This window comes from Amycolatopsis azurea DSM 43854, from assembly GCF_001995215.1.
Classification (GTDB): domain Bacteria; phylum Actinomycetota; class Actinomycetes; order Mycobacteriales; family Pseudonocardiaceae; genus Amycolatopsis; species Amycolatopsis azurea.
On sequence record NZ_MUXN01000008.1, the window covers coordinates 138,700 to 156,948 of the forward strand.

Annotated in this window: 17 protein-coding genes; 12 read left to right on the forward strand and 5 right to left on the reverse strand. The window is 69.3% G+C overall.

Annotated features, from left to right (window positions below; all coding sequences use genetic code 11):
- Positions 1–44 precede the first annotated feature (44 nt).
- The 3 genes from B0293_RS12480 to B0293_RS12490 are packed head-to-tail and all read right to left on the reverse strand — an operon-like array spanning position 45 to position 2,225.
- Complete coding sequence (locus B0293_RS12480; protein ID WP_005165486.1) at positions 45–830, reverse strand: purine-nucleoside phosphorylase; 786 nt, start codon at positions 828–830, stop codon at positions 45–47.
- A complete protein-coding gene (locus B0293_RS12485) occupies positions 823–1,254 on the reverse strand; it encodes an ABA4-like family protein (RefSeq protein ID WP_005165484.1) in 432 nt (143 codons plus the stop codon). The genes B0293_RS12480 and B0293_RS12485 overlap by 8 nt, the downstream gene beginning before the upstream one ends.
- Positions 1,251–2,225 carry a hypothetical protein gene (locus B0293_RS12490; protein WP_005165482.1) on the reverse strand — a complete coding sequence of 325 codons (975 nt, stop codon included), beginning with the start codon at positions 2,223–2,225 and terminating at the stop codon, positions 1,251–1,253. The genes B0293_RS12485 and B0293_RS12490 overlap by 4 nt, the downstream gene beginning before the upstream one ends.
- 75 nt (positions 2,226–2,300) lie before the next feature.
- Between B0293_RS12490 and B0293_RS12495 the strand changes: the two genes are divergently transcribed.
- Entirely contained in the window at positions 2,301–2,987 is a 687-nt protein-coding gene (locus B0293_RS12495) for a MerR family transcriptional regulator (protein WP_077241299.1), read from the forward strand.
- Positions 2,988–3,239: 252 nt separating this feature from the next.
- On the opposite strand, the gene B0293_RS12500 is transcribed toward B0293_RS12495, so the two are convergent.
- Positions 3,240–5,012, reverse strand: coding sequence for a serine/threonine-protein kinase (locus B0293_RS12500; protein WP_005165477.1), 1,773 nt, complete (start codon positions 5,010–5,012; stop codon positions 3,240–3,242).
- Positions 5,013–5,119: 107 nt separating this feature from the next.
- Between B0293_RS12500 and B0293_RS12505 the strand changes: the two genes are divergently transcribed.
- The 6 genes from B0293_RS12505 (at position 5,120) to B0293_RS12530 (ending at position 13,151) form a co-directional block, all read left to right on the forward strand.
- Positions 5,120–7,000 (forward strand): methylmalonyl-CoA mutase family protein, encoded by a 1,881-nt coding sequence (locus B0293_RS12505; RefSeq protein WP_052014581.1) that lies wholly within the window; start codon positions 5,120–5,122, stop codon positions 6,998–7,000.
- Entirely contained in the window at positions 7,000–9,168 is a 2,169-nt protein-coding gene (gene scpA, locus B0293_RS12510) for a methylmalonyl-CoA mutase (protein ID WP_039919419.1), read from the forward strand. Before B0293_RS12505 ends, scpA begins: the two co-directional genes overlap by 1 nt.
- Positions 9,169–9,170: 2 nt before the next feature.
- The gene (gene meaB / locus B0293_RS12515; protein ID WP_005165472.1) at positions 9,171–10,169 is read left to right on the forward strand and encodes a methylmalonyl Co-A mutase-associated GTPase MeaB; all 999 of its coding nucleotides are present in this window, start codon (positions 9,171–9,173) and stop codon (positions 10,167–10,169) included.
- Positions 10,170–10,241: 72 nt separating this feature from the next.
- Positions 10,242–10,541: a hypothetical protein gene (locus B0293_RS12520; protein WP_005165471.1), complete on the forward strand. Its 300-nt coding sequence runs from the start codon at positions 10,242–10,244 to the stop codon at positions 10,539–10,541.
- A 239-nt stretch (positions 10,542–10,780) separates the two neighbouring features.
- On the forward strand, positions 10,781–12,079 hold the full coding sequence (locus tag B0293_RS12525; protein WP_005165470.1) for an amidohydrolase: 1,299 nt from the start codon (positions 10,781–10,783) through the stop codon (positions 12,077–12,079).
- A 247-nt stretch (positions 12,080–12,326) separates the two neighbouring features.
- Entirely contained in the window at positions 12,327–13,151 is an 825-nt protein-coding gene (locus tag B0293_RS12530; RefSeq protein WP_245192085.1) for an endonuclease domain-containing protein, read from the forward strand.
- A gap of 63 nt (positions 13,152–13,214) precedes the next feature.
- Here B0293_RS12530 and B0293_RS12535 read toward each other — a convergent pair whose 3' ends face one another.
- Positions 13,215–13,667 (reverse strand): gamma-glutamylcyclotransferase, encoded by a 453-nt coding sequence (locus B0293_RS12535; protein ID WP_209437347.1) that lies wholly within the window; start codon positions 13,665–13,667, stop codon positions 13,215–13,217.
- A 127-nt stretch (positions 13,668–13,794) separates the two neighbouring features.
- On the opposite strand from B0293_RS12535, the gene B0293_RS12540 reads away from it, so the two are divergent.
- The 5 genes from B0293_RS12540 to B0293_RS43040 all read left to right on the forward strand — a co-directional run bounded on the left by B0293_RS12540 (position 13,795) and on the right by B0293_RS43040 (position 18,192).
- Positions 13,795–15,198 (forward strand): NAD(P)H-quinone dehydrogenase, encoded by a 1,404-nt coding sequence (locus tag B0293_RS12540; protein WP_005165467.1) that lies wholly within the window; start codon positions 13,795–13,797, stop codon positions 15,196–15,198.
- A 111-nt stretch (positions 15,199–15,309) separates the two neighbouring features.
- Complete coding sequence (locus tag B0293_RS12545; RefSeq protein WP_005165466.1) at positions 15,310–15,756, forward strand: hypothetical protein; 447 nt, start codon at positions 15,310–15,312, stop codon at positions 15,754–15,756.
- Between the two features lie 302 nt (positions 15,757–16,058).
- Positions 16,059–16,718: a class F sortase gene (locus tag B0293_RS12550; RefSeq protein ID WP_005167733.1), complete on the forward strand. Its 660-nt coding sequence runs from the start codon at positions 16,059–16,061 to the stop codon at positions 16,716–16,718.
- A gap of 5 nt (positions 16,719–16,723) precedes the next feature.
- Positions 16,724–17,269 carry a hypothetical protein gene (locus tag B0293_RS12555; protein ID WP_005167731.1) on the forward strand — a complete coding sequence of 182 codons (546 nt, stop codon included), beginning with the start codon at positions 16,724–16,726 and terminating at the stop codon, positions 17,267–17,269.
- Between the two features lie 278 nt (positions 17,270–17,547).
- The gene (locus B0293_RS43040; protein ID WP_005167729.1) at positions 17,548–18,192 is read left to right on the forward strand and encodes a hypothetical protein; all 645 of its coding nucleotides are present in this window, start codon (positions 17,548–17,550) and stop codon (positions 18,190–18,192) included.
- The last annotated feature ends 57 nt before the right edge of the window (positions 18,193–18,249 follow it).

Sequence of the window (18,249 nt, forward strand, 5' to 3'; positions counted from 1 at the left end):
CCTTGCGCCAGGCGCAAGCAAGGGGGCTTTCATGTACTTCAAGCTCAGGCGCGGGTGACGAGTTCCTTCAGGAGGGTGCCCATGCGGGTGGCGGACTGGCGGCCCGCTTCGAGGACCTCTTCGTGGTTCAGCGGTTCCCCGGTCATCCCGGCCGCCAGGTTGGTCACCAGCGAAAGCCCGAACACCTCGACCCCGGCGGCGCGGGCGGCGATGGCCTCCAGCACCGTCGACATGCCGACGAGGTCGGCGCCGAGCGTCCGCAGCATGTGGATCTCCGCCGGGGTCTCGAAATGCGGCCCGGTGAGTCCCGCGTAGACGCCCTCTTCCAGCGACGGGTCGATCTCGCGCGCGAGGTCGCGCAGCCGCTTCGAGTAGAGGTCCGTCAGGTCGACGAAGTTCGCGCCGACGATCGGCGAGCGCGCGGTCAGGTTCAGGTGGTCGGAGATCAGCACCGGCTGCCCGACCCGGAAGCCCTCGCGCAGGCCACCGGCCGCGTTGGTCAGCAGCACGGTGCTCGCGCCCGCCGCAGCGGCGGTGCGCACGTTGTGCACGACCGGGTCGATGCCCTTGCCCTCGTAGAAATGCGTGCGGCCCAGCATGATCAGCGCGCGCTTCTCGCCGACGCGGACCGAACGGGCGGTTCCCCCGTGCCCGACCGCGCCCGGCGCGACGAATCCGGGCAGTTCGCCCAGCGGGATCTCCGCCTCGGGCTCCCCGATGACGTCTGCCGCCGGGCGCCAGCCCGAACCGAGCACGACGGCGATGTCGTGCTTCTCGACGCCGGTGCGTTCGGCGATGGCGGCGGCCGCCGCGACCTCGTTCTCACTCATGCGACGAGCGTATCCGGACAGTTCGCACGAGCAGGAACGCCACCAGTCCGATCGGGGACAGGAAGATCGTGAGCGCCAGGATCGGGCCCGTCACCAGCGGATGGATCCGGTGTTCGCGGGACTCGAGGTACATCCACCTGGCGATGAACAGATCGAAGGCGATCAGGTGGGCCCAGATCGTGGCCGCCCCGTACGGCGTGCCGGTGAACGCGCTGAGCACGCCGAGGTCCGGCCTGCTGACCGCCGTCCAGAGCTCGCCGAGGTGCGCGATGGCGAGCACGAAGTACGGGATCAGCGGCAGCAGCGGCACCCACGGCGAGGACATGATCCGGCGGGTCCACGACCAGCCCGGCAGGAAGATCATCAGCAGCCAGAACGGCGTCGCCAGCGGGAAGGTCCAGGTGAAGAGGGTCTCGACGCTCATCGGACGGAGACCTCCAGCTCCCGGTCCTTCGACGGCCGCCCGATCGCGATTAGCCCGCTAAAGGCGACGCCCGCGACGAGCAGGGCGAAGGCCGTCAGGGTGGAGCCGTCGGGGGCGACGATCGACTGGCCGCGCAGAGCCTGCCAGGTGAGCAGCGCGAGAAGGCCCGCGTAGCCGATGCCGGCGATCACGACCAGGCGCAGCCGCAGGACGCCGTCGCGAAGCCGCGGATAGCGCGTGGCCAGCAGGCCGAGGGCCAGCGCGATCAGCGGAAGCGCCTGAAGGCCGTGCAGCCCGATGAAATGCGGGATCCGCAGGTCGCCACCGACCGTGCTCCAGCCGAGGATCGGCAGGCCGGGGCCGCCGTCGGGGAGGCCGACCGTATGCGCGCCGATCATCGCGGACTGGCCGGTCGCGGCGAGCGCGGCCTGCTGATCCGGGGTCGGTCCGCTCATCAGCGTCGCCACCGAAAGCCCGATCACGCCCAGGATCGCGCCGATCCTGGCCGCCCACGTCGTCGCGCGGTCGGGGAGCCTGGTGAACATCACGCCGACGGTGAGGGCGAGGTTGATCAGCCACAGCGTCGCGACCATCCCGCCCATGACCTGGAAGATCACGTAGTCCAGCGGGGTTTCGTAGTTGAAGTGGCTCGCTCGGACACGGACGGCCTGGAAGACCATCAGCACGTACTCGGCGGCGAAGAGCACGACGAGCCCGTTCGCGAGCCAGCCCGCGGTCCGCCGGAACTTCGGCAGCAGTGAGACGAGCCAGCTCCAGGTGAAGAAGTACAGCGCGCCGGAGACGGCGAATTTGAACGGTTTCGCCCAGATCGGCGCGCCGCCCAGCGTCCGCTGATCGATCAGCATGGCCAGGACACACAGCACGGTGATCACGGCGAAGGCCTGGGCGCAGCGAAGTGAACCGCGGTGCCAGGTGCGGGTTCTGTCACGGAGATCGGTCAAGATGGTCATGGGTCCCTCCCTGAATGGATAGTCAAGCTCTCCGTTATGGGAAGCTAAACTATCCATCCTGAGAAGTCTTCAGGGATGACCCTGGAACCGTCCCCGAGATCGGAGTTGCCACGCGTGCGGATGGCGGAGCTGAGCGAGAAGGCCGGGGTCCCGGTCGCCACGATCAAGTACTACCTGCGGGAAGGGCTGCTCCCGCCAGGTGAGCGGACCAGCCCCAACCAGGCGAAATACGGCGACGGGCACGTCCAGCGGATCAAGCTGATCAGGGCGCTGATGGACGTCGGCGGCCTCTCGCTCGCGACGGTCGGCGAGGTGCTCGCCGCGGTCGACGAGGGGAAGACCAGTCCGCACCGGATCCTGGGCCTCGCGCAAGAGGGGATCACGAGCTCCCGTCAGGTCGTCGACGACGAGAGCCGGGAATGGGCACTCGCCACGGTCCGGGAGCTGGCCGAGCGACGCGACTGGCCCTGCAAGGACGAGGACGACCTGGTCATCCAGGCCCTCGTCGGCGTCCTGTGCGCGATCCGGGAGGTCGGGCACGGCTGGTACCTCGACAAACTCGACGCCTACGCCGAGATCGCCGACCGGACCGCCGACCTGGACCTCGAAGGCATCGCCGGGGTCGACTCGCTGGAGCGGATCATCGAGATCGCCGTCGTCGAGACCGTTCTCGGCGACAGGCTGCTTTCGGTGCTTCGCAGGCTGGCGCAGCAGCGCGCGTCGAAGGCGTACTTCGCGCGGCTAGCCGTCGAGGAGGGCTGAAGGGGTCGTGAGTGTTTTGGGTCGTTCTAACGACACTTTTCACTCACGACACCCGCACCGACGTCTCGCGTATCCCGTCGGTCACTGCAGTCACAGAAACCGCGTCACCAGAACCTGGGCATGGCCTGTGCGAGGGATGCCCGGCCTCGGACCTTGATCAACGGAGGATCAGGGACACTCACGGTCCCCGATCCTCCGTTGATCAAGGTCGTGCCGGTCGTGACACGACTACCAGGCGGTCGACTCGCGCGGCTAGCCGTCGACGATCAGTGAGAGCGCGACGGGCTCGAAGACCGCGGTCCTCGCCGAACTCTCCTGCTCGATCGGCGAGGTCACCGAGAAGATCCACAGATCCGTGCCCCCGCTGAACAGGTCCATGAACGTCGTGCGCCGCGCGGTGTCGTTCGTGGTTTCCCTGGTCGCGGCGCCGCGCTCGGACGTCCGGTAGGTGTACCGCATGCTGGTGTCGCCCCGGCCGGGTACGACGGACGGATCGTTGATGAGGTCGATGTCCGGATGCTGCGACTTCAGCCAGCTGAAGTAGGCGGGCGGCGGGCTGTCGGACAGGAAGCCACTCAGCCGCTCGATCCGGATGACCTGGCGGCCGTCGGGTGAGACGTACTGGACCACGGTGCTCGGCACACCCCTGGTGACGTGCGGCGCGACGAACTTCTGCCAGCCTTCCGGCACGCCGATGGTGAACCGGCCGCCCTTGATGCCGTTCACCGTGCTGGCGTCACCCTGCTGTGTGACCAGCTTGGGCGGCGGCTGCGTGACGATCGTGTCGCCCTGCTGCAGCTTTTCCGGTGGCCGCAGATCCTGGCCGCCGACCGTCCTGGCCAGCACGAATCCGCCGCCCGCCGCCAGCAGGAAGACGATCACCGACGCGAGCGCCAGCAGCACGGTCGCCGCCACGGACCGGCCCGGCGGACGGGGCGGCAGCGGGACGACGGTCGGCATCGGCGGGAGTTCGGCGGGCGGCGCGGGTGCCGCGGCGGCCTGGTTCAGGAACGGCAGCGGACCGGGGTCGGCAGCGAGTTCGGAACTCGTGCCCTCGCCCGGCTTCTCCGGCGCGACCGGCTTGATCACCTGGGTGTCGGTCGCGTCCAGGTGCGCGGTGGTCTTCTTGCCGTCGGGCGTGTGGAACAGCTCGGCGGGGAAGAGGTCGATCAGCGTCTTGGCCTGCAACGGGTACAGGCGGCGCCGCACCTCGCGCAGGGTGATCCGCTTCGACGGCTCCTTCTTCATGAGCGCGCCGATGACGTCGGCCAGCGGACCGGGGCCGGGCTTCGGCACCTTCCCGTTGACGACCTTGCCGACCGTTTCGAGCGGGTCGCCGTCGGCGTCGTAGGGCGGCGAGCCCTCGATGGCGGCGAACAGCGTCGCGCCGAGCCCCCACAGGTCGGCGGCGGGCACGACCGCGCCGCCCGAGGCGACTTCGGGCGCGATGTAGGCGGGGGAGCCCAGCATCATCCCGGTGCGGGTCATGGTGGCTTCGGAGACGTTGCGCGCGATGCCGAAGTCGGTGAGCTTGATCCGGCCGTCCCCGGCGACCAGGACGTTCCCCGGTTTGACGTCACGGTGGGTGATTCCGGCGGCGTGCGCGGCTTCGAGCGCGGACGCCACCGCGATGCCGACGGCCGCCGCCTGCTCGACCGTCAGCGGCCCGTGGTCGCGCAGGATGTGCGCGAGGCTGCGCGACGGCAGCAGTTCCATGACGACGAAGGGTTCGTCGTTCTCGCGGGCGACGTCGTGCAGGATGATCACGTTCGGGTGACTCAGAACGGCGATCGCGCGGGCTTCGCGCAGGGTCCGTTCGCGCAGTTCGTCGGCCTGCGAGGTCGGGACGCCGGGCGGCATCCGCACCTCTTTGACCGCGACCGGGCGGTGCAGGAACTCGTCGTAGGCCGACCAGACCGTGCCCATCGATCCGGAGCCGATCACCGAGCGCAACCGATATCGCCCGGCGACGACACGCTTCTCTTCGCCGGGGCTCTCGGGGGACTCGGTGGTGTCGGACGGCACGGCCCAATTGTGGCGTATGCCCCCGTGACGGCCCTATGCGCCGTCACTCTTCAGGCGCGACTAGCGTCACAGGTGGGGGCAGTTGCGGGCCGTTAGCATCGGTGGTTATGACGGAAGTGGCCGAGACGGAGTCAGTGCGGACCCCTGGCGAGCCCGACGCGCCCGAGGAGCTGAAGCTCGCGGCCGAGTTCCCCGAAGCGAGCCGGGAACAGTGGCGGGAGCTCGTCGCCGGCGTGCTGCGCAAGAGCGGCGCGATCGGGGAGGACTTCGACGGCCTGCCCGAAAGCAAGCTGGTCACCCGGACCTATGACGGCCTGGAGATCCAGCCGCTCTACACCGCCGAAGACACGGTCGAGGGAACGGGTTTCCCCGGACTTCCCCCGTTCGTGCGAAGCGCCCGGCCCGAGGGCTCGGTGACGACGGGCTGGGACATCCGTGCCCGGTACGCGCGCCGCGACGCCAAAGTCACCAACACCGCGATCCTCGCCGACCTCGAAGGCGGCGTCAGCTCGATCTGGCTGCGCGCCGGCGCGAACGGGGTCCCCGTCGCTCAACTGGGCGACGCGCTGAACGAGGTCTACGTCGACCTGGCGCCCGTCACCCTCGACGCGGGCGAAGAGTACGAAGCCGCCGCGAACGAGTTGTTCACGCTCTTCGCCGAACGCGAGATCCCGGCGAGCGCGGTCACCGCGACCCTCGGCGCCGACCCGATCGGACTGACCGCGCGCACCGGCACGGCGCATCCCGTCGAACCCGCCGCGCGGCTGGCGGCCCGGGTCGCGAAGAGTCACCCGAAGGTGCGGACGATCGTCGCCGACGGCCTGCCGTTCCACGAGGCGGGCGGCTCGGACGCGCAGGAGCTCGGCGCCACCATCGCGGCGGGCGTCGCGTATCTGCGGGCGCTCACCGAAGCGGGGCTGGACGTCGACACCGCGGCCGCGCAGCTCGAGTTCCGGCTCGCCGCCACGGCCGACCAGTTCCTCACGATCGCCAAGTTCCGCGCCGCGCGGCGGCTGTGGGCCCGGGTCACCGAAGTTTCGGGCGGGAAGGGCGCGGGGATGCGGCAGCACGCGGTCACCTCGCCCGCGATGCTGACCCAGCGCGACCCGTGGGTGAACATGCTGCGGACCACGCTCGCCTGTTTCGGCGCCGGGGTCGGCGGCGCGGACGCGATCACCGTGCTCCCGTTCGACGCCGCGATCGGCCAGCCGGACGCGTTCTCCGCCCGGATCGCGCGCAACACGCACGCCGTCCTGCTGGAGGAGTCCAAACTGGCCGGTGTCATCGACCCGGCGGGCGGCTCCTGGTACGTCGAGAACCTCACCGAGGACCTGGCCCAGGCCGCGTGGCGGGAGTTCACCGCGATCGAGGCGGCGGGCGGGATCGAGGCCGAACTGGCTTCGGGCGCGCTCGCCGGACGCCTCGCCGAAACCTGGGAGAAGCGGTCGAAGCGGATCGGGACGCGACGCGATCCGATCACCGGCGTCAGCGAATTCCCCAACCTGACCGAAAAAGCGGTCGTCCGCGATCCCGTCGAGGACCCGCCAGGCGGCGGGCTGCCGCGGTACCGGTACGCGGAGGCGTTCGAGGCCCTGCGGGACCGGGCGGACGCGCACCCCAGCCGTCCCCGCGTCTTCCTCGCCACGCTCGGCCCCGTCGCGGCGCACACCGGGCGGGCGAGCTTCGCGGCGAACCTGTTCCAGGCGGGCGGGATCGAGGCCGTGAACCCCGGCGCCCTCAAGGACATCCCAGCCGTCGTCGCGGAGTTCCGGGCCAGCGGGACGAAGATCGCCTGCCTCTGCGGAAGCAACACCTCCTACGCGGAGGAAGCGGACAGCGTCGCGAAGGCGTTGAAGGAAGCTGGTGCGACGTCCGTCCTTCTCGCCGGAAAGCCCGGCGACCACCCGGACGTCACGGGCTACCTCTTCACGGGCTGCGACGCCCTCGAAGTCCTGACCGGCACGTTGAACGAGCTCGGAGTGCAGTGATGACCATCCCGAACTTCGCCGGTGTCGAACTCGGCGGCCCCGAGCCCGCCGACCGTCCTCAGTGGACCGAAGCGTTGCACGCCGCCACAGGCAAGGGCCCCGATGCGCTCGCGTGGGAGACGCCGGAGGGCATCGGCGTCAAACCGGTCTACACCGCCGACGATCTGTCCGGAGTGGACTTCCTCGGGACCTATCCCGGCGTCGCGCCCTATCTGCGCGGCCCGTACCCGACGATGTACGTCAACCAGCCGTGGACCATCCGCCAGTACGCGGGTTTCTCCACCGCCGAGGAGTCGAACGCCTTCTACCGCCGCAACCTCGCCGCCGGGCAGAAGGGCCTCTCGGTCGCCTTCGACCTCGCGACGCACCGCGGCTACGACTCCGACCACCCGCGCGTCGCCGGCGACGTCGGCATGGCGGGCGTCGCGATCGACTCGATCTACGACATGCGCCAGCTCTTCGACGGCATCCCGCTCGACAAGATGAGCGTGTCGATGACCATGAACGGCGCCGTCCTGCCGGTGCTCGCGCTGTACGTCGTCGCGGCCGAGGAACAGGGTGTGTCGCCGGACAAACTGGCCGGGACCATCCAGAACGACATCCTCAAGGAGTTCATGGTCCGCAACACCTACATCTACCCGCCGCAGCCGTCGATGCGGATCATTTCGGACATCTTCTCGTTCACCTCGCGGAACATGCCGAAGTACAACTCGATCTCCATCTCCGGCTACCACATGCAGGAAGCCGGGGCGACCGCCGACCTGGAGCTGGCGTACACGCTCGCGGACGGCGTCGAGTACATCCGCGCCGGGGTCGAGGCCGGGCTGGACGTCGACAAGTTCGCGCCGCGCCTGTCCTTCTTCTGGGCGATCGGGATGAACTTCTTCATGGAGGTCGCGAAACTCCGCGCGGCCAGGCTCCTGTGGGCGAAACTGGTGAAGGGCTTCGAGCCCAAGTCGTCGAAGTCCCTGTCGCTGCGGACGCACTCGCAGACCTCGGGCTGGTCGCTGACCGCGCAGGACGTCTACAACAACGTCGTCCGCACCTGTGTCGAGGCGATGGCGGCGACCCAGGGCCACACGCAGTCGCTGCACACCAACGCCCTCGACGAGGCGCTCGCGCTGCCGACGGACTTCTCCGCCCGCATCGCGCGGAACACCCAGCTGCTGCTCCAGCAGGAATCCGGCACCACGCGCGTCATCGACCCGTGGGGCGGCAGCGCGTTCGTCGAGAAGCTGACCTACGACCTCGCGCGCAAGGCGTGGGGCCACATCAGCGAGGTCGAGCAGGCGGGCGGGATGGCGAAGGCGATCGACGCCGGCATCCCGAAGCTGCGCATCGAGGAGGCCGCCGCGCGGACCCAGGCGCGGATCGACTCCGGCCGTCAGCCGGTGATCGGCGTCAACAAGTACCAGGTCACCGACGACGAGCAGATCGACGTGCTCAAGGTCGACAACGCGGGCGTGCGCGCCCAGCAGCTGGAGAAGCTGCGACGGCTGCGCGAAGAGCGCGACGAGGACGCGACGCAGGACGCGCTGCGCAGGCTCACGGCGGGCGCCCAGGCGGACGGCAACCTGCTCGCGCTGGCCATCGACGCCGCCAGGGCGAAGGCCACGGTCGGCGAGATCTCCGACTCGCTGGAGAAGATCTGGGGGCGCCACTCCGGTCAGATTCGTACGATCTCCGGTGTGTACCGCGAGGAGGTCGGCAAGGCCGAGAACGTCGAGCAGGCGCGCGAGCTGGTCGAGAAGTTCGCCGAGGAGGAAGGCCGCCGTCCCCGGATCCTGGTCGCGAAGATGGGCCAGGACGGCCACGACCGCGGCCAGAAGGTGATCGCGACCGGCTTCGCCGACATCGGGTTCGACGTCGACGTCGGCCCGCTGTTCTCCACCCCCGGCGAGGTCGCGCGGCAGGCGATCGAGGCGGACGTGCACGTCATCGGTGTCTCGTCGCTGGCCGCCGGGCACCTCTCGCTGGTCCCCGCGCTGCGTTCCGAGCTGGCCGACCAGGGCCGCGAGGACATCATCGTCGTGGTCGGCGGCGTCATCCCGCCGCAGGACTACGAGGAACTGCGCGCGGCGGGCGCGGCGGCGATCTTCGGCCCCGGCACGGTCATCGCCGACGCCGCGATCGACCTGATCGGGCAGCTGACCGCACAGGAGTCCTGACCTTGCCGCGCAAGATCGACGTCGGGGCGCTGGCCAAGGGCGTCCTCGCGGGTGACCGCGGCCTGCTGTCGCGGGCGATCACGCTCGTCGAGTCCAACCGCGAGGACCACCGGGCGCAGGCGCAGGAACTGCTGGTCGAGCTGCTCCCGCACGCGGGCGGCGCGCGGCGGGTCGGCATCACCGGCGTCCCCGGTGTCGGCAAGTCGACCTTCATCGACCAGCTCGGCACGGATCTGACCGAAGCCGGGCACAAGGTCGCCGTGCTGGCCGTCGACCCGTCGTCGACGAAGACCGGCGGCTCGATCCTGGGCGACAAGACCCGGATGGCGCGGCTCGCGGTGGACCCGAAGGCGTTCATCCGCCCTTCGCCGACTTCGGGCACGCTCGGCGGCGTCGCGCGCGCGACCCGCGAAACGATCGTGCTGATGGAAGCGGCCGGGTACGACATCGTGCTGGTCGAGACGGTCGGCGTCGGGCAGTCCGAGGTGACCGTGGCGAACATGGTCGACTGCTTCCTGTTCCTGACCCTGGCCCGCACCGGCGACCAGCTGCAGGGCATCAAGAAGGGCGTCCTCGAACTCGCCGACGTCATCGCGGTCAACAAGGCCGACGGTGACCACGAACGCGACGCCAAGCGCGCGGCCCGCGAACTGTCCGGCGCGCTGCGGATGATCTACGGACGCGACGCCGAGTGGACCCCGCCGGTACTGACCTGCAGCGCGCTCACCGACGTCGGGCTCGACGAGGTGTGGGCCGAAATCGGCCGTCACCGCGACGTGCTGACCGCGTCCGGCGAACTCGACGGACGGCGACGGCGGCAACAGGTCGAGTGGACCTGGTCGATGGTCCGCGAACAGCTGCTCGGGCGCCTCGCGGCGCATCCGGACGTGCGAGCGGTCGTACCGGACGTCGAACGGGCGGTCCGGGACGGTGAACTGACCCCGACGCTCGCCGCCCAACGGATTCTGGAGGCGTTTTCCGGTCCTCCGCGTGGCGGCTGACGCGGGAACCCGGCAGAGTGCAGAATCTAAGGCGCATTCTGTCGACGAACGGACTGCCGACGAAAGGGAGTCATGCCGAAAAGGTCTCGCCTCGCGCAGCTGGCCGGGCTGGTCGCCGCCGGGCTGGTCGTCTGCGCGCCCGCCGCGCAGGCCGTTGAGATCCAGGCGCCCGCGCCGGTGATCATGCAGGCAGGAGCGGTGCACGACGCGCTGCGGCAGCCTCCGCCGGGGCCGGTGCTGGACCCCGCCGAGACCGACAAGGCCAACAGCCAGGAGACCAAGAACAAGGTCATCGCGGGCATCGCCGCGGCGATCCTGCTCGGCTTGGTGATCCTCGGCCGTCGCACCCGCTCCAAGAAAAAGAAGTCCTGAACCGCTACCGGTAAGTAGAAGGACTCTCCGCTTAGCCCGGGCCGAACTCCTCGCAGCCGTTCATCGCAGATCCACTACCGGCCATCTCCGGCTCGATCACTCGACGAGCGGCTTGTCATCTGCATGGTGCACGATCTATCGCAAATGCGTATCACAGATCGAACGGCACCCAGCGTGCCTTCAGCGACCACCCGTACGGTGGTAGACGAAGGCAACAGTGTTGCGGGAGGAGGTGCGGCGTGACCGTGCTCGACTCACGACCGGACATTCCAGGCGACCCCGAGGGTCGCGTCGTTGCCCCTATGGAGGCGTCCACCGCGCTGATTTCCGAGGCCGGCGTCAGCATGGCACCTGTGCAAGACCTGGGCGCCGGGCGCGGCCCTTTCTGGCTCGACGACTGGCTCCGCGCGAACGCCACCGACGTCCTCGCGTGGCGTCGGCACATCCACGCGCACCCGGAGCTCTCCCGTCACGAGTTCGCCACGACCGAAATGGTCATGTCCCTGCTCCGCTCGGTGGGGCTCAAACCATGGGTGCTCCCTTCGGGCACCGGCGTGGTCTGCGACATCGGCAGCGGTGACCGCTGTGTCGCGCTCCGCGCGGACATGGACGCCCTGCCCCTGACCGAGGCCACCGGACTCCCGTACGCCTCCAAGACCGACGGCGCCGCGCACATGTGCGGGCACGACGCGCACACCGCGATCCTCCTGGGCGCCGCCCGGGCGCTGGCCGGTGCGCCGGAGCTGCCCGGACGCGTGCGGCTGATCTTCCAGCCCGCCGAGGAGGTCATGCCCGGCGGCGCGCTGGACATGATCGCCGCCGGCGCGATGGAAGGCGTCGAGCGGATCTACGGGCTGCACTGCGACCCGCGGCTCGAGGTCGGCAAGGTGGGCCTGCGCGAAGGCGCGCTCACCTCGGCCGCCGACCTCATCGAGCTGCGGCTCACCTCGCCGGGCGGGCACACCTCGCGGCCGCATCTGACCGCGGACCTGGTGCACGCGCTCGGCACGGTGATCACGTCGCTGCCCGCGGTCCTTTCGCGGCGCGTCGACCCGCGATCCGGGACCGTGCTGGTCTGGGGCGCGGTGCACGCCGGGCAGGCCGCGAACGCCGTCCCGCAGGACGGCGTGCTGCGGGGCACGCTCCGGACCGCGGACCACGAGGTCTGGACGATGCTGGAGCCGCTCGTCGCGTCTTCGGTGGAGTCGCTGCTGGCGCCGACCGGCGTCGGGTTCTCCCTCGACTACCGCCGCGGCGTGCCGCCGGTCGTCTCCGACCCGGAGTCGCACGCGTTGATGCGGGCCGGTGTCGAAGCCGCGCTGGGCGAGGACGCCGTCGCCGGGACCGAACAGTCGTCCGGTGGTGAAGACTTCGGGTGGTACCTGGAGCACGTCCAGGGCGCCTTCGCGCGTCTCGGCGTGTGGCCGGGTGAAGGCCCGATGGCCGACATCCACCGCCCGACCTTCACCCTCGACGAGCGTTCGCTCCTGTGCGGGGTCCGCACCCTGGTCCACACCGCCCTGGCCACCCTGGCCTGACGTCCACCCAATCACGCGTGTCGTCCATCTGATCACGCGTGTCGTCCACCTGTGGACAGGTGTTCGCCACCATCGGTGTCGAACACCTGTCCACAGGGTTATCCACAACCCCAGGAGTTGTCCACAGGTTGTGGACGAGAGGTCTTCTCGGCGTCCTGGATCAGGGATCCTCGAAGGCATGATCGACTGGGGAGGACGACATGGGGCGGTCTCGCGTAGTGAGGCCGACAGGGTTCTGGGGCGCCGGATGGTCCTTGAAGGACTGGCCACCGGTGTCCTCGCCCAGCCTTGGCGAGGCGTGGTCATCCACGCCGCCGACGCGCTCAAACTGACCACGCGGGCTCAGGCCGCCCTGCTCGTGGTGGGCAGGCCTGTCGCTGTGTCAGGAGCTACATCCCTTGCGCTGCATGGGATCTCGGCCGTGGACGAGTCAAGAGTCCATGTGACGGTCCCTTACTCGCGCCGGATCAAGTCGAAGCCGGGGCTGACTGTCCACCAGGCCGATTTCCGGCCTTCGGATGTCGTCGAGCTCGACGGCCTCGCCACGTTCTCGTTGGATCTGGCGCTGGCCGACTTTCTCTGCGACGGGGACAAGCGGACCGCGTTCGCCGCACTGGACGAGGCCATGCACGGACTCGCGCCGGATCATGTCCGGGTCCTGCGGGAGAACGTCCGGGACCGCCTCGCCGACCGTCGCGACCAGCGAGGTATCCACAGGGCACTCCTGTTGCTCGACCTGGCGACCGGCAAGGCGGAATCCCCGCCGGAAAGCATCCTCCGGTTGATCGTGGTCGAGGCGGGATTCCCGGTGCCGGAGGTCCAGTACGAGATCACCACGATCGAGGGACGCAAGCTGTACGTCCTCGACCTGGCGTGGCCGTCGCGGCGGATCGCTCTGGAGTACGACGGCTTCGCTTCCCACGAGGAGCGTCACGGCTACGACGCCGAGCGGGACGCGCGGATGGCCGGACGAGGATGGGTCACGATCCGGGCCTCGGCGGCGGACCTCCGTGATCCCCGGCGTGTGCTGGCCGAGCTGGCCAAAGCGTTCGGAATGCGCGCGGTCGCGTGATCAGATGGACGACACGTGTGATCAGACGGACGACACGTGTGATCAGACCGACGACACGCGTGATCAGCCGGAGATGCCCTGGCAGGGGCGGGTGCGGAGCGCGTCGACGTAGTCCGCGGGCGCCCCGGCGGTCTCGGCCGCGTCGGCCAGAACGCCGAGATAGCGCGCCGAAGGGAGACCGCCCTCGTAGGCGTCCAGGACGTACAGCCACGCCAGGACGGAGCCGTCCATGGTCTGCACGCGGAGCCGGATCTTGGAGTGGATGCCCATCTCGCCGCCTTCCCAGCGGTCGAGGTTGGGTTCGTCCAGCGAGGTGACGTCGTACAGCACGACGAAGACCCGGGAGCCCGGGTCTTCGACGATGGTCGCCAGCGCGCCTTCCCAGCCGAGGTCTTCGCCGCCGAAGGTCAGCCTCCAGCCCTCCAGCCAGCCGGTGCCGGCCATGGGGGAGTGCGGAGCGCGCTCCAGCATCTGGGCGGGCTCCATATTGGATCCATAAGCGGCATACAACGGCACGGTGACAGCGTAGCGACCCGTCGGTCACCCGGCTGGACGTACATGCCGTGTCCGGCCACTCAATCCGCCCAGCGGTCGCCCGCGTACGGTAAACGCAGTCACAGACACCGCTGCGAGGAGGAGACCAGTGACCAAGATCGTGATCATGGGCGGAGGCCCCGCCGGTTACGAAGCGGCACTGGTCGCGGCCCAGCACGGAGCCGACGTCACCATCGTCGAACGCGACGGTCTCGGCGGCGCGTGCGTGCTCTACGACTGCGTCCCCTCGAAGACGTTCATCGCCTCCTCCGGCGCGCTCGCGAACATGCACGACCTGCGCGAGCTCGGCATCAACACCGACATGGCCGACACCAGTGTCGACCTGCCGACCGTCCACGGCCGCGTGAAGGGCCTCGCGCTCGCGCAGTCCGCCGACATCCGCGCGCGCGTCCAGCGCGAGGGCGTCCGCGTCGTCATCGGCCAGGCACGGTTCGACGACGAAGAGGCCGGGCTCGCCACGCACAAGGTCGCCGTCACCCTGCACGACGGCTCGACCGAGGTGCTCGACGCCGACGTCGTCCTCATCTCCACCGGCGCCACCCCGCGCGTGCTGCCCGGCGCGGTGCCGGACGGCGAGCGCATCCTCGACTGGCGTCAGCTCTACGACCTGCGCGAGCTGCCCGAGCACCTGGCCGTCATCGGTTCGGGTGTCACCGGCGCCGAATTCGCCTCGGCCTACACCGAGATGGGCGTCAAGGTCACCGTCGTCTCCAGCCGTGATCGCGTGCTCCCGCACGAGGACGCCGACGCCGCCGCGGTGCTCGAAGAGGTCTTCTCGCAGCGCGGCACCACGGTCGCCAAGCAGGCCCGCGCCGACAAGGTCGTACGGACCGAAAAGGGCGTCGAGATCCACCTCGCCGACGGCCGCGTGATCGAAGCCAGCCACGCGCTGATGACCGTCGGGTCGGTGCCCAACACCACCGACATCGGCTTGGAGAAGGTCGGCATCGAGCCCGGCCCCGGCGGCTTCATCGGCGTCGACCGCGTTTCCCGCACCAGCGCGCCCGGGATCTACGCCGCCGGTGACTGCACCGGGGTGCTCATGCTCGCCTCCGTGGCCAGCATGCAGGGCCGCATCGCGATGTGGCACGCGCTCGGCGAGGGTGTCGCGCCGATCAAGCTCAAGACCGTCGCCGCCAACGTGTTCACCCACCCCGAGATCGCGACCGTCGGCATCAGCCAGCAGGCGATCGACTCGGGTGAGGTGCCCGCCCGCACCATCATGCTCCCGCTAGCGACGAACGCCCGCGCGAAGATGGAAGGTCTGCGACGCGGTTTCGTGAAGCTGTTCTGCCGCCCCGCCACCGGCGTGGTCGTCGGCGGTGTGGTCGTGGCGCCGACGGCGAGCGAACTCATCCTTCCCATCGCGCTCGCCGTCCAGAACCAGCTCACAGTGGAACATCTGGCACTGACATTTTCGGTGTACCCGTCGCTTTCGGGTTCGATCACCGAAGCGGGCCGTCAGCTGATGCGCCACGACGACTTGGACTGATCTCCGCCGGGAAGCAACCCTCGCGGGGGTGCCCGCGTCTAGCGCGTGTCGGTGTTTCGGTGACAGCTAGGGGTTTTCGTGGTTCGCAGGGTTCGCAGGAGTGTCGTCGGAGTGGTGACGATCGGTGCGGCGTTGCTGGCGGGTCCGGCGACCGGTCTCGCTCAGCAACCCCAGCAACCCGATCCGGGCGGTGTCACGGTCCAGCTCAACGACGACACGGCCTATGATCTCGGTCTCGTCAACAAGTACGTGCACGGCGACTCGAATGTGGCGCTGGCGCAATGTCCGGGCGGCGAGGGTCTGAAAGCGCCGATGTCGACGACGTTCTCTTCGCCGGTGCTGAGCATCGGGAAGTACGACTACGGCCCGCTCATCGGTGTCCCGGCGAACGTCAGCGCCGAGGTCGAGCTCAAGAAGGACACCGCGCCGGGGAACTACCCGCTGACCGTCAACTGCAACGGAAAGCCTTATACGGCAACGTTTACTGTGCCCGCCCGGCAGGTGAGCGCGGTGCCGTCCGGTTCCGCCCACGCGGGCGACGGCAGTATGGCGTCCTGAATTTCGCGTTTCGGAACCGCCCTCGGACTTCGGTCCGGGGGCGGTTTTTCGTCGGGTGGGTCACTTCGGCGGCTCTCACCGTCCTCGCCGCGGTCGGGGCGGTCTCGCGCTGGTCGCGGGCGGTGTCGGGTTCGCGGCGTACCGTCGTCGCTCGGTGACGGCTTGAGGATCGCGATCATTTCGTGATCTGGGCGGGCAACCGTCAGATCACGCGTGGCGTAAGGCAGGCGTGGGGGTTACGACGAGCCGGTCCCGGTCTGGGGGCCGGGACCGGCTCGTCCCGCTTCCGCAGAGGGGTGGACATGAAGTCGACATGGATACGAGGACGACAGGCGCTGCTGGCGCTCGCCGTCGTCCTGCTGGCCGTTCTGGCGACGCTGGCGTTCGTGCTGTCCGGTCCGGGGGAAACCGGCCAGGCCGCGCCGCAGGGGGTGACGAGCCGGCCGGAGACGCCGTCGGCGGAGCAGGGCGCGCCCGCCGACGGAGGGGCCGTCGGCGAGGGCATGCCGAAGGCCGATCCCGTCTCGATCGACGTGCCGAAGATCGAGGCGAAGTCCAGCCTGGTCCCGCTCGGGCTCAACGCGGACAACACCGTCGAGGTGCCGCCGGTGACCCAGCCGATGCAGGCGGGCTGGTACAAGAACGGGCCGACCCCGGGGGAAGTCGGGCCTTCGGTGATCCTCGGGCACGTGGACGGGAACAAGCAGAAGGGCATCTTCTTCCGGCTGAAGGAGCTGGCGCCCGGCGACAAGGTCTCGATCGCTCGCAAGGACGGCACGACAGCCGAGTTCGCTGTCACGAAGGTCGAGCGGGTGGCGAAGGACAAGTTCCCCACCGATGCCGTCTACGGCGACACCACCGAGCCGGAACTGCGGCTCATCACCTGCGGCGGGGTCTTCGACAAGGCGTCGCACAACTATCTCGACAACATCATCGTTTTCGCTCGGCTGATCGCGAGGTGAGGTCCATGATCAGGCACCGGTCCGTCCTGGTGGTGGCGTGTGGAGCGGTACTGGCCGCGCCGACGGTCGCGTACGCGCAGGACGTCTCGACCTCGCCCACCTCTTCTCCCGCCCCGCCGCCGATGCAGTACCCGTTCGTCGCGGTTTCACCGGCGAAGTCGAAGGCTGGCGAGGACGTCCTGGTCTCCGTCGGCTGTCCCGTCGCCGATCTCGGCGAGGTGAAGTCGATGGTGCTGGACCGCGTCGGGAAGTTCGAAGTCACTTCGGAGAATCCGGTGATCCAAGGCGCCGTCGCGCATATCGACGACAAGGCGCGCCCCGGCTTCTACGCGGTCACGGCGGTCTGCAAGACGAAGACGGTGACGATCAATCTCGAAGTGGCGGCCGTCCCGCCTTCGTCTTCATCGAGCAAACCGCCGAACCCTTCTGTCTCGTCGAGTAAACCCGTGCCGCCGGGATCTTCGGCGGTTCCGGTCAGGCCTGGCGTGGGGCGTCAGGTTTCGAAGATTCCGGTGGGGGCGCCGCAGACCGGCGGGGGCGCTTTCTCGTGAGTGGCAATGACGGTTATTGAGGGGTAAGGCAAAGGTGGCGTGTTCATTCGCTCGTCCGCACGCCGACCTCGGGTGTTGCGAAAGCCACTTTCGCAACACTTCGGGGACTCCACCCCCCACCCACCCCCCCACGGACTTGGCACCTGACCGGACACCTTCGCCATGACGGCTTGATAGAACCGTCCTTGCCACTCACGAGTTTTTTGTTCTTCAAGGCAACCGATTACCCGTCCCGAGGGTGTTCCTGATGCGAGGGCTCGCACTGAGGGAGAAAGATCATGGGAATCAAGGGAATCGTCGCGGGCGCGGGTCTGCTCGCGATGACGGCTGGGGTGTTCCTCGCCCCACAGGCATCGGCGACCGCGCCGCCGCCGAAGCTCTGGGTCAGTCCGGCGCAGGTCGCGCCCGGGCAGACGCTGGAGTTCACCGCCAGCTGCTACGGAACACGGACCGCGGTGACGTCGACGGGCCTGACCGGTCCGGTCACGCTCGAAGTCCAGTCGGGGTCGGGAAACCAGGCGCCGTACATCGGGCACGGGAAGGCCGCGAGCAGCGTCGGCAAGTACAAGGCGAGTTTCCACTGCGACGGCGGACCGAACCTGCCCGCCGCAAGCGGGACGGCGACCGTCGAGTTCGAAATCGTCTGCCTGCCGCCGACGACACCGCCGTCGAGCACGCCGCCGTCTTCGAGCAAACCGCCGTCGTCTTCGAGTAAGCCGCCGTCGAGCAGCCAACCCCCGTCCAGCAGCCCACCGCCCAGCAGCGGTGCGCCGTCGTCGAAAGCGGGCAACGCCGCCCCGGCGGCGATGACGAAGCCGTGCGGGACGCCGCCGTCGCCGGGTGGCACGTCGCCGGGCAAGACACCGCAGGTGAAGGTCAAGCCCGCCGGTGCGCCGCAGACCGGCGGCGGCGCTTTCGGCTAGCCGCTCCTAAGTACATGAAGGCCCCCTTGCTTGCGTCCAGCGCAAGCAAGGGGACCT

Coding starts and splice junctions, on each gene's coding strand:
- B0293_RS12480 (WP_005165486.1), bottom strand. CDS start 830: ATGAGTGAGAACGAGGTCGCGGCGGCCGCCGCCATCGCCGAACGCACC.
- B0293_RS12485 (WP_005165484.1), bottom strand. CDS start 1,254: ATGAGCGTCGAGACCCTCTTCACCTGGACCTTCCCGCTGGCGACGCCG.
- B0293_RS12490 (WP_005165482.1), bottom strand. CDS start 2,225: ATGACCATCTTGACCGATCTCCGTGACAGAACCCGCACCTGGCACCGC.
- B0293_RS12495 (WP_077241299.1), top strand. CDS start 2,301: ATGACCCTGGAACCGTCCCCGAGATCGGAGTTGCCACGCGTGCGGATG.
- B0293_RS12505 (WP_052014581.1), top strand. CDS start 5,120: ATGACGGAAGTGGCCGAGACGGAGTCAGTGCGGACCCCTGGCGAGCCC.
- scpA (WP_039919419.1), top strand. CDS start 7,000: ATGACCATCCCGAACTTCGCCGGTGTCGAACTCGGCGGCCCCGAGCCC.
- B0293_RS12520 (WP_005165471.1), top strand. CDS start 10,242: ATGCCGAAAAGGTCTCGCCTCGCGCAGCTGGCCGGGCTGGTCGCCGCC.
- B0293_RS12530 (WP_245192085.1), top strand. CDS start 12,327: ATGGTCCTTGAAGGACTGGCCACCGGTGTCCTCGCCCAGCCTTGGCGA.
- B0293_RS12550 (WP_005167733.1), top strand. CDS start 16,059: ATGAAGTCGACATGGATACGAGGACGACAGGCGCTGCTGGCGCTCGCC.
- B0293_RS12555 (WP_005167731.1), top strand. CDS start 16,724: ATGATCAGGCACCGGTCCGTCCTGGTGGTGGCGTGTGGAGCGGTACTG.
- B0293_RS43040 (WP_005167729.1), top strand. CDS start 17,548: ATGGGAATCAAGGGAATCGTCGCGGGCGCGGGTCTGCTCGCGATGACG.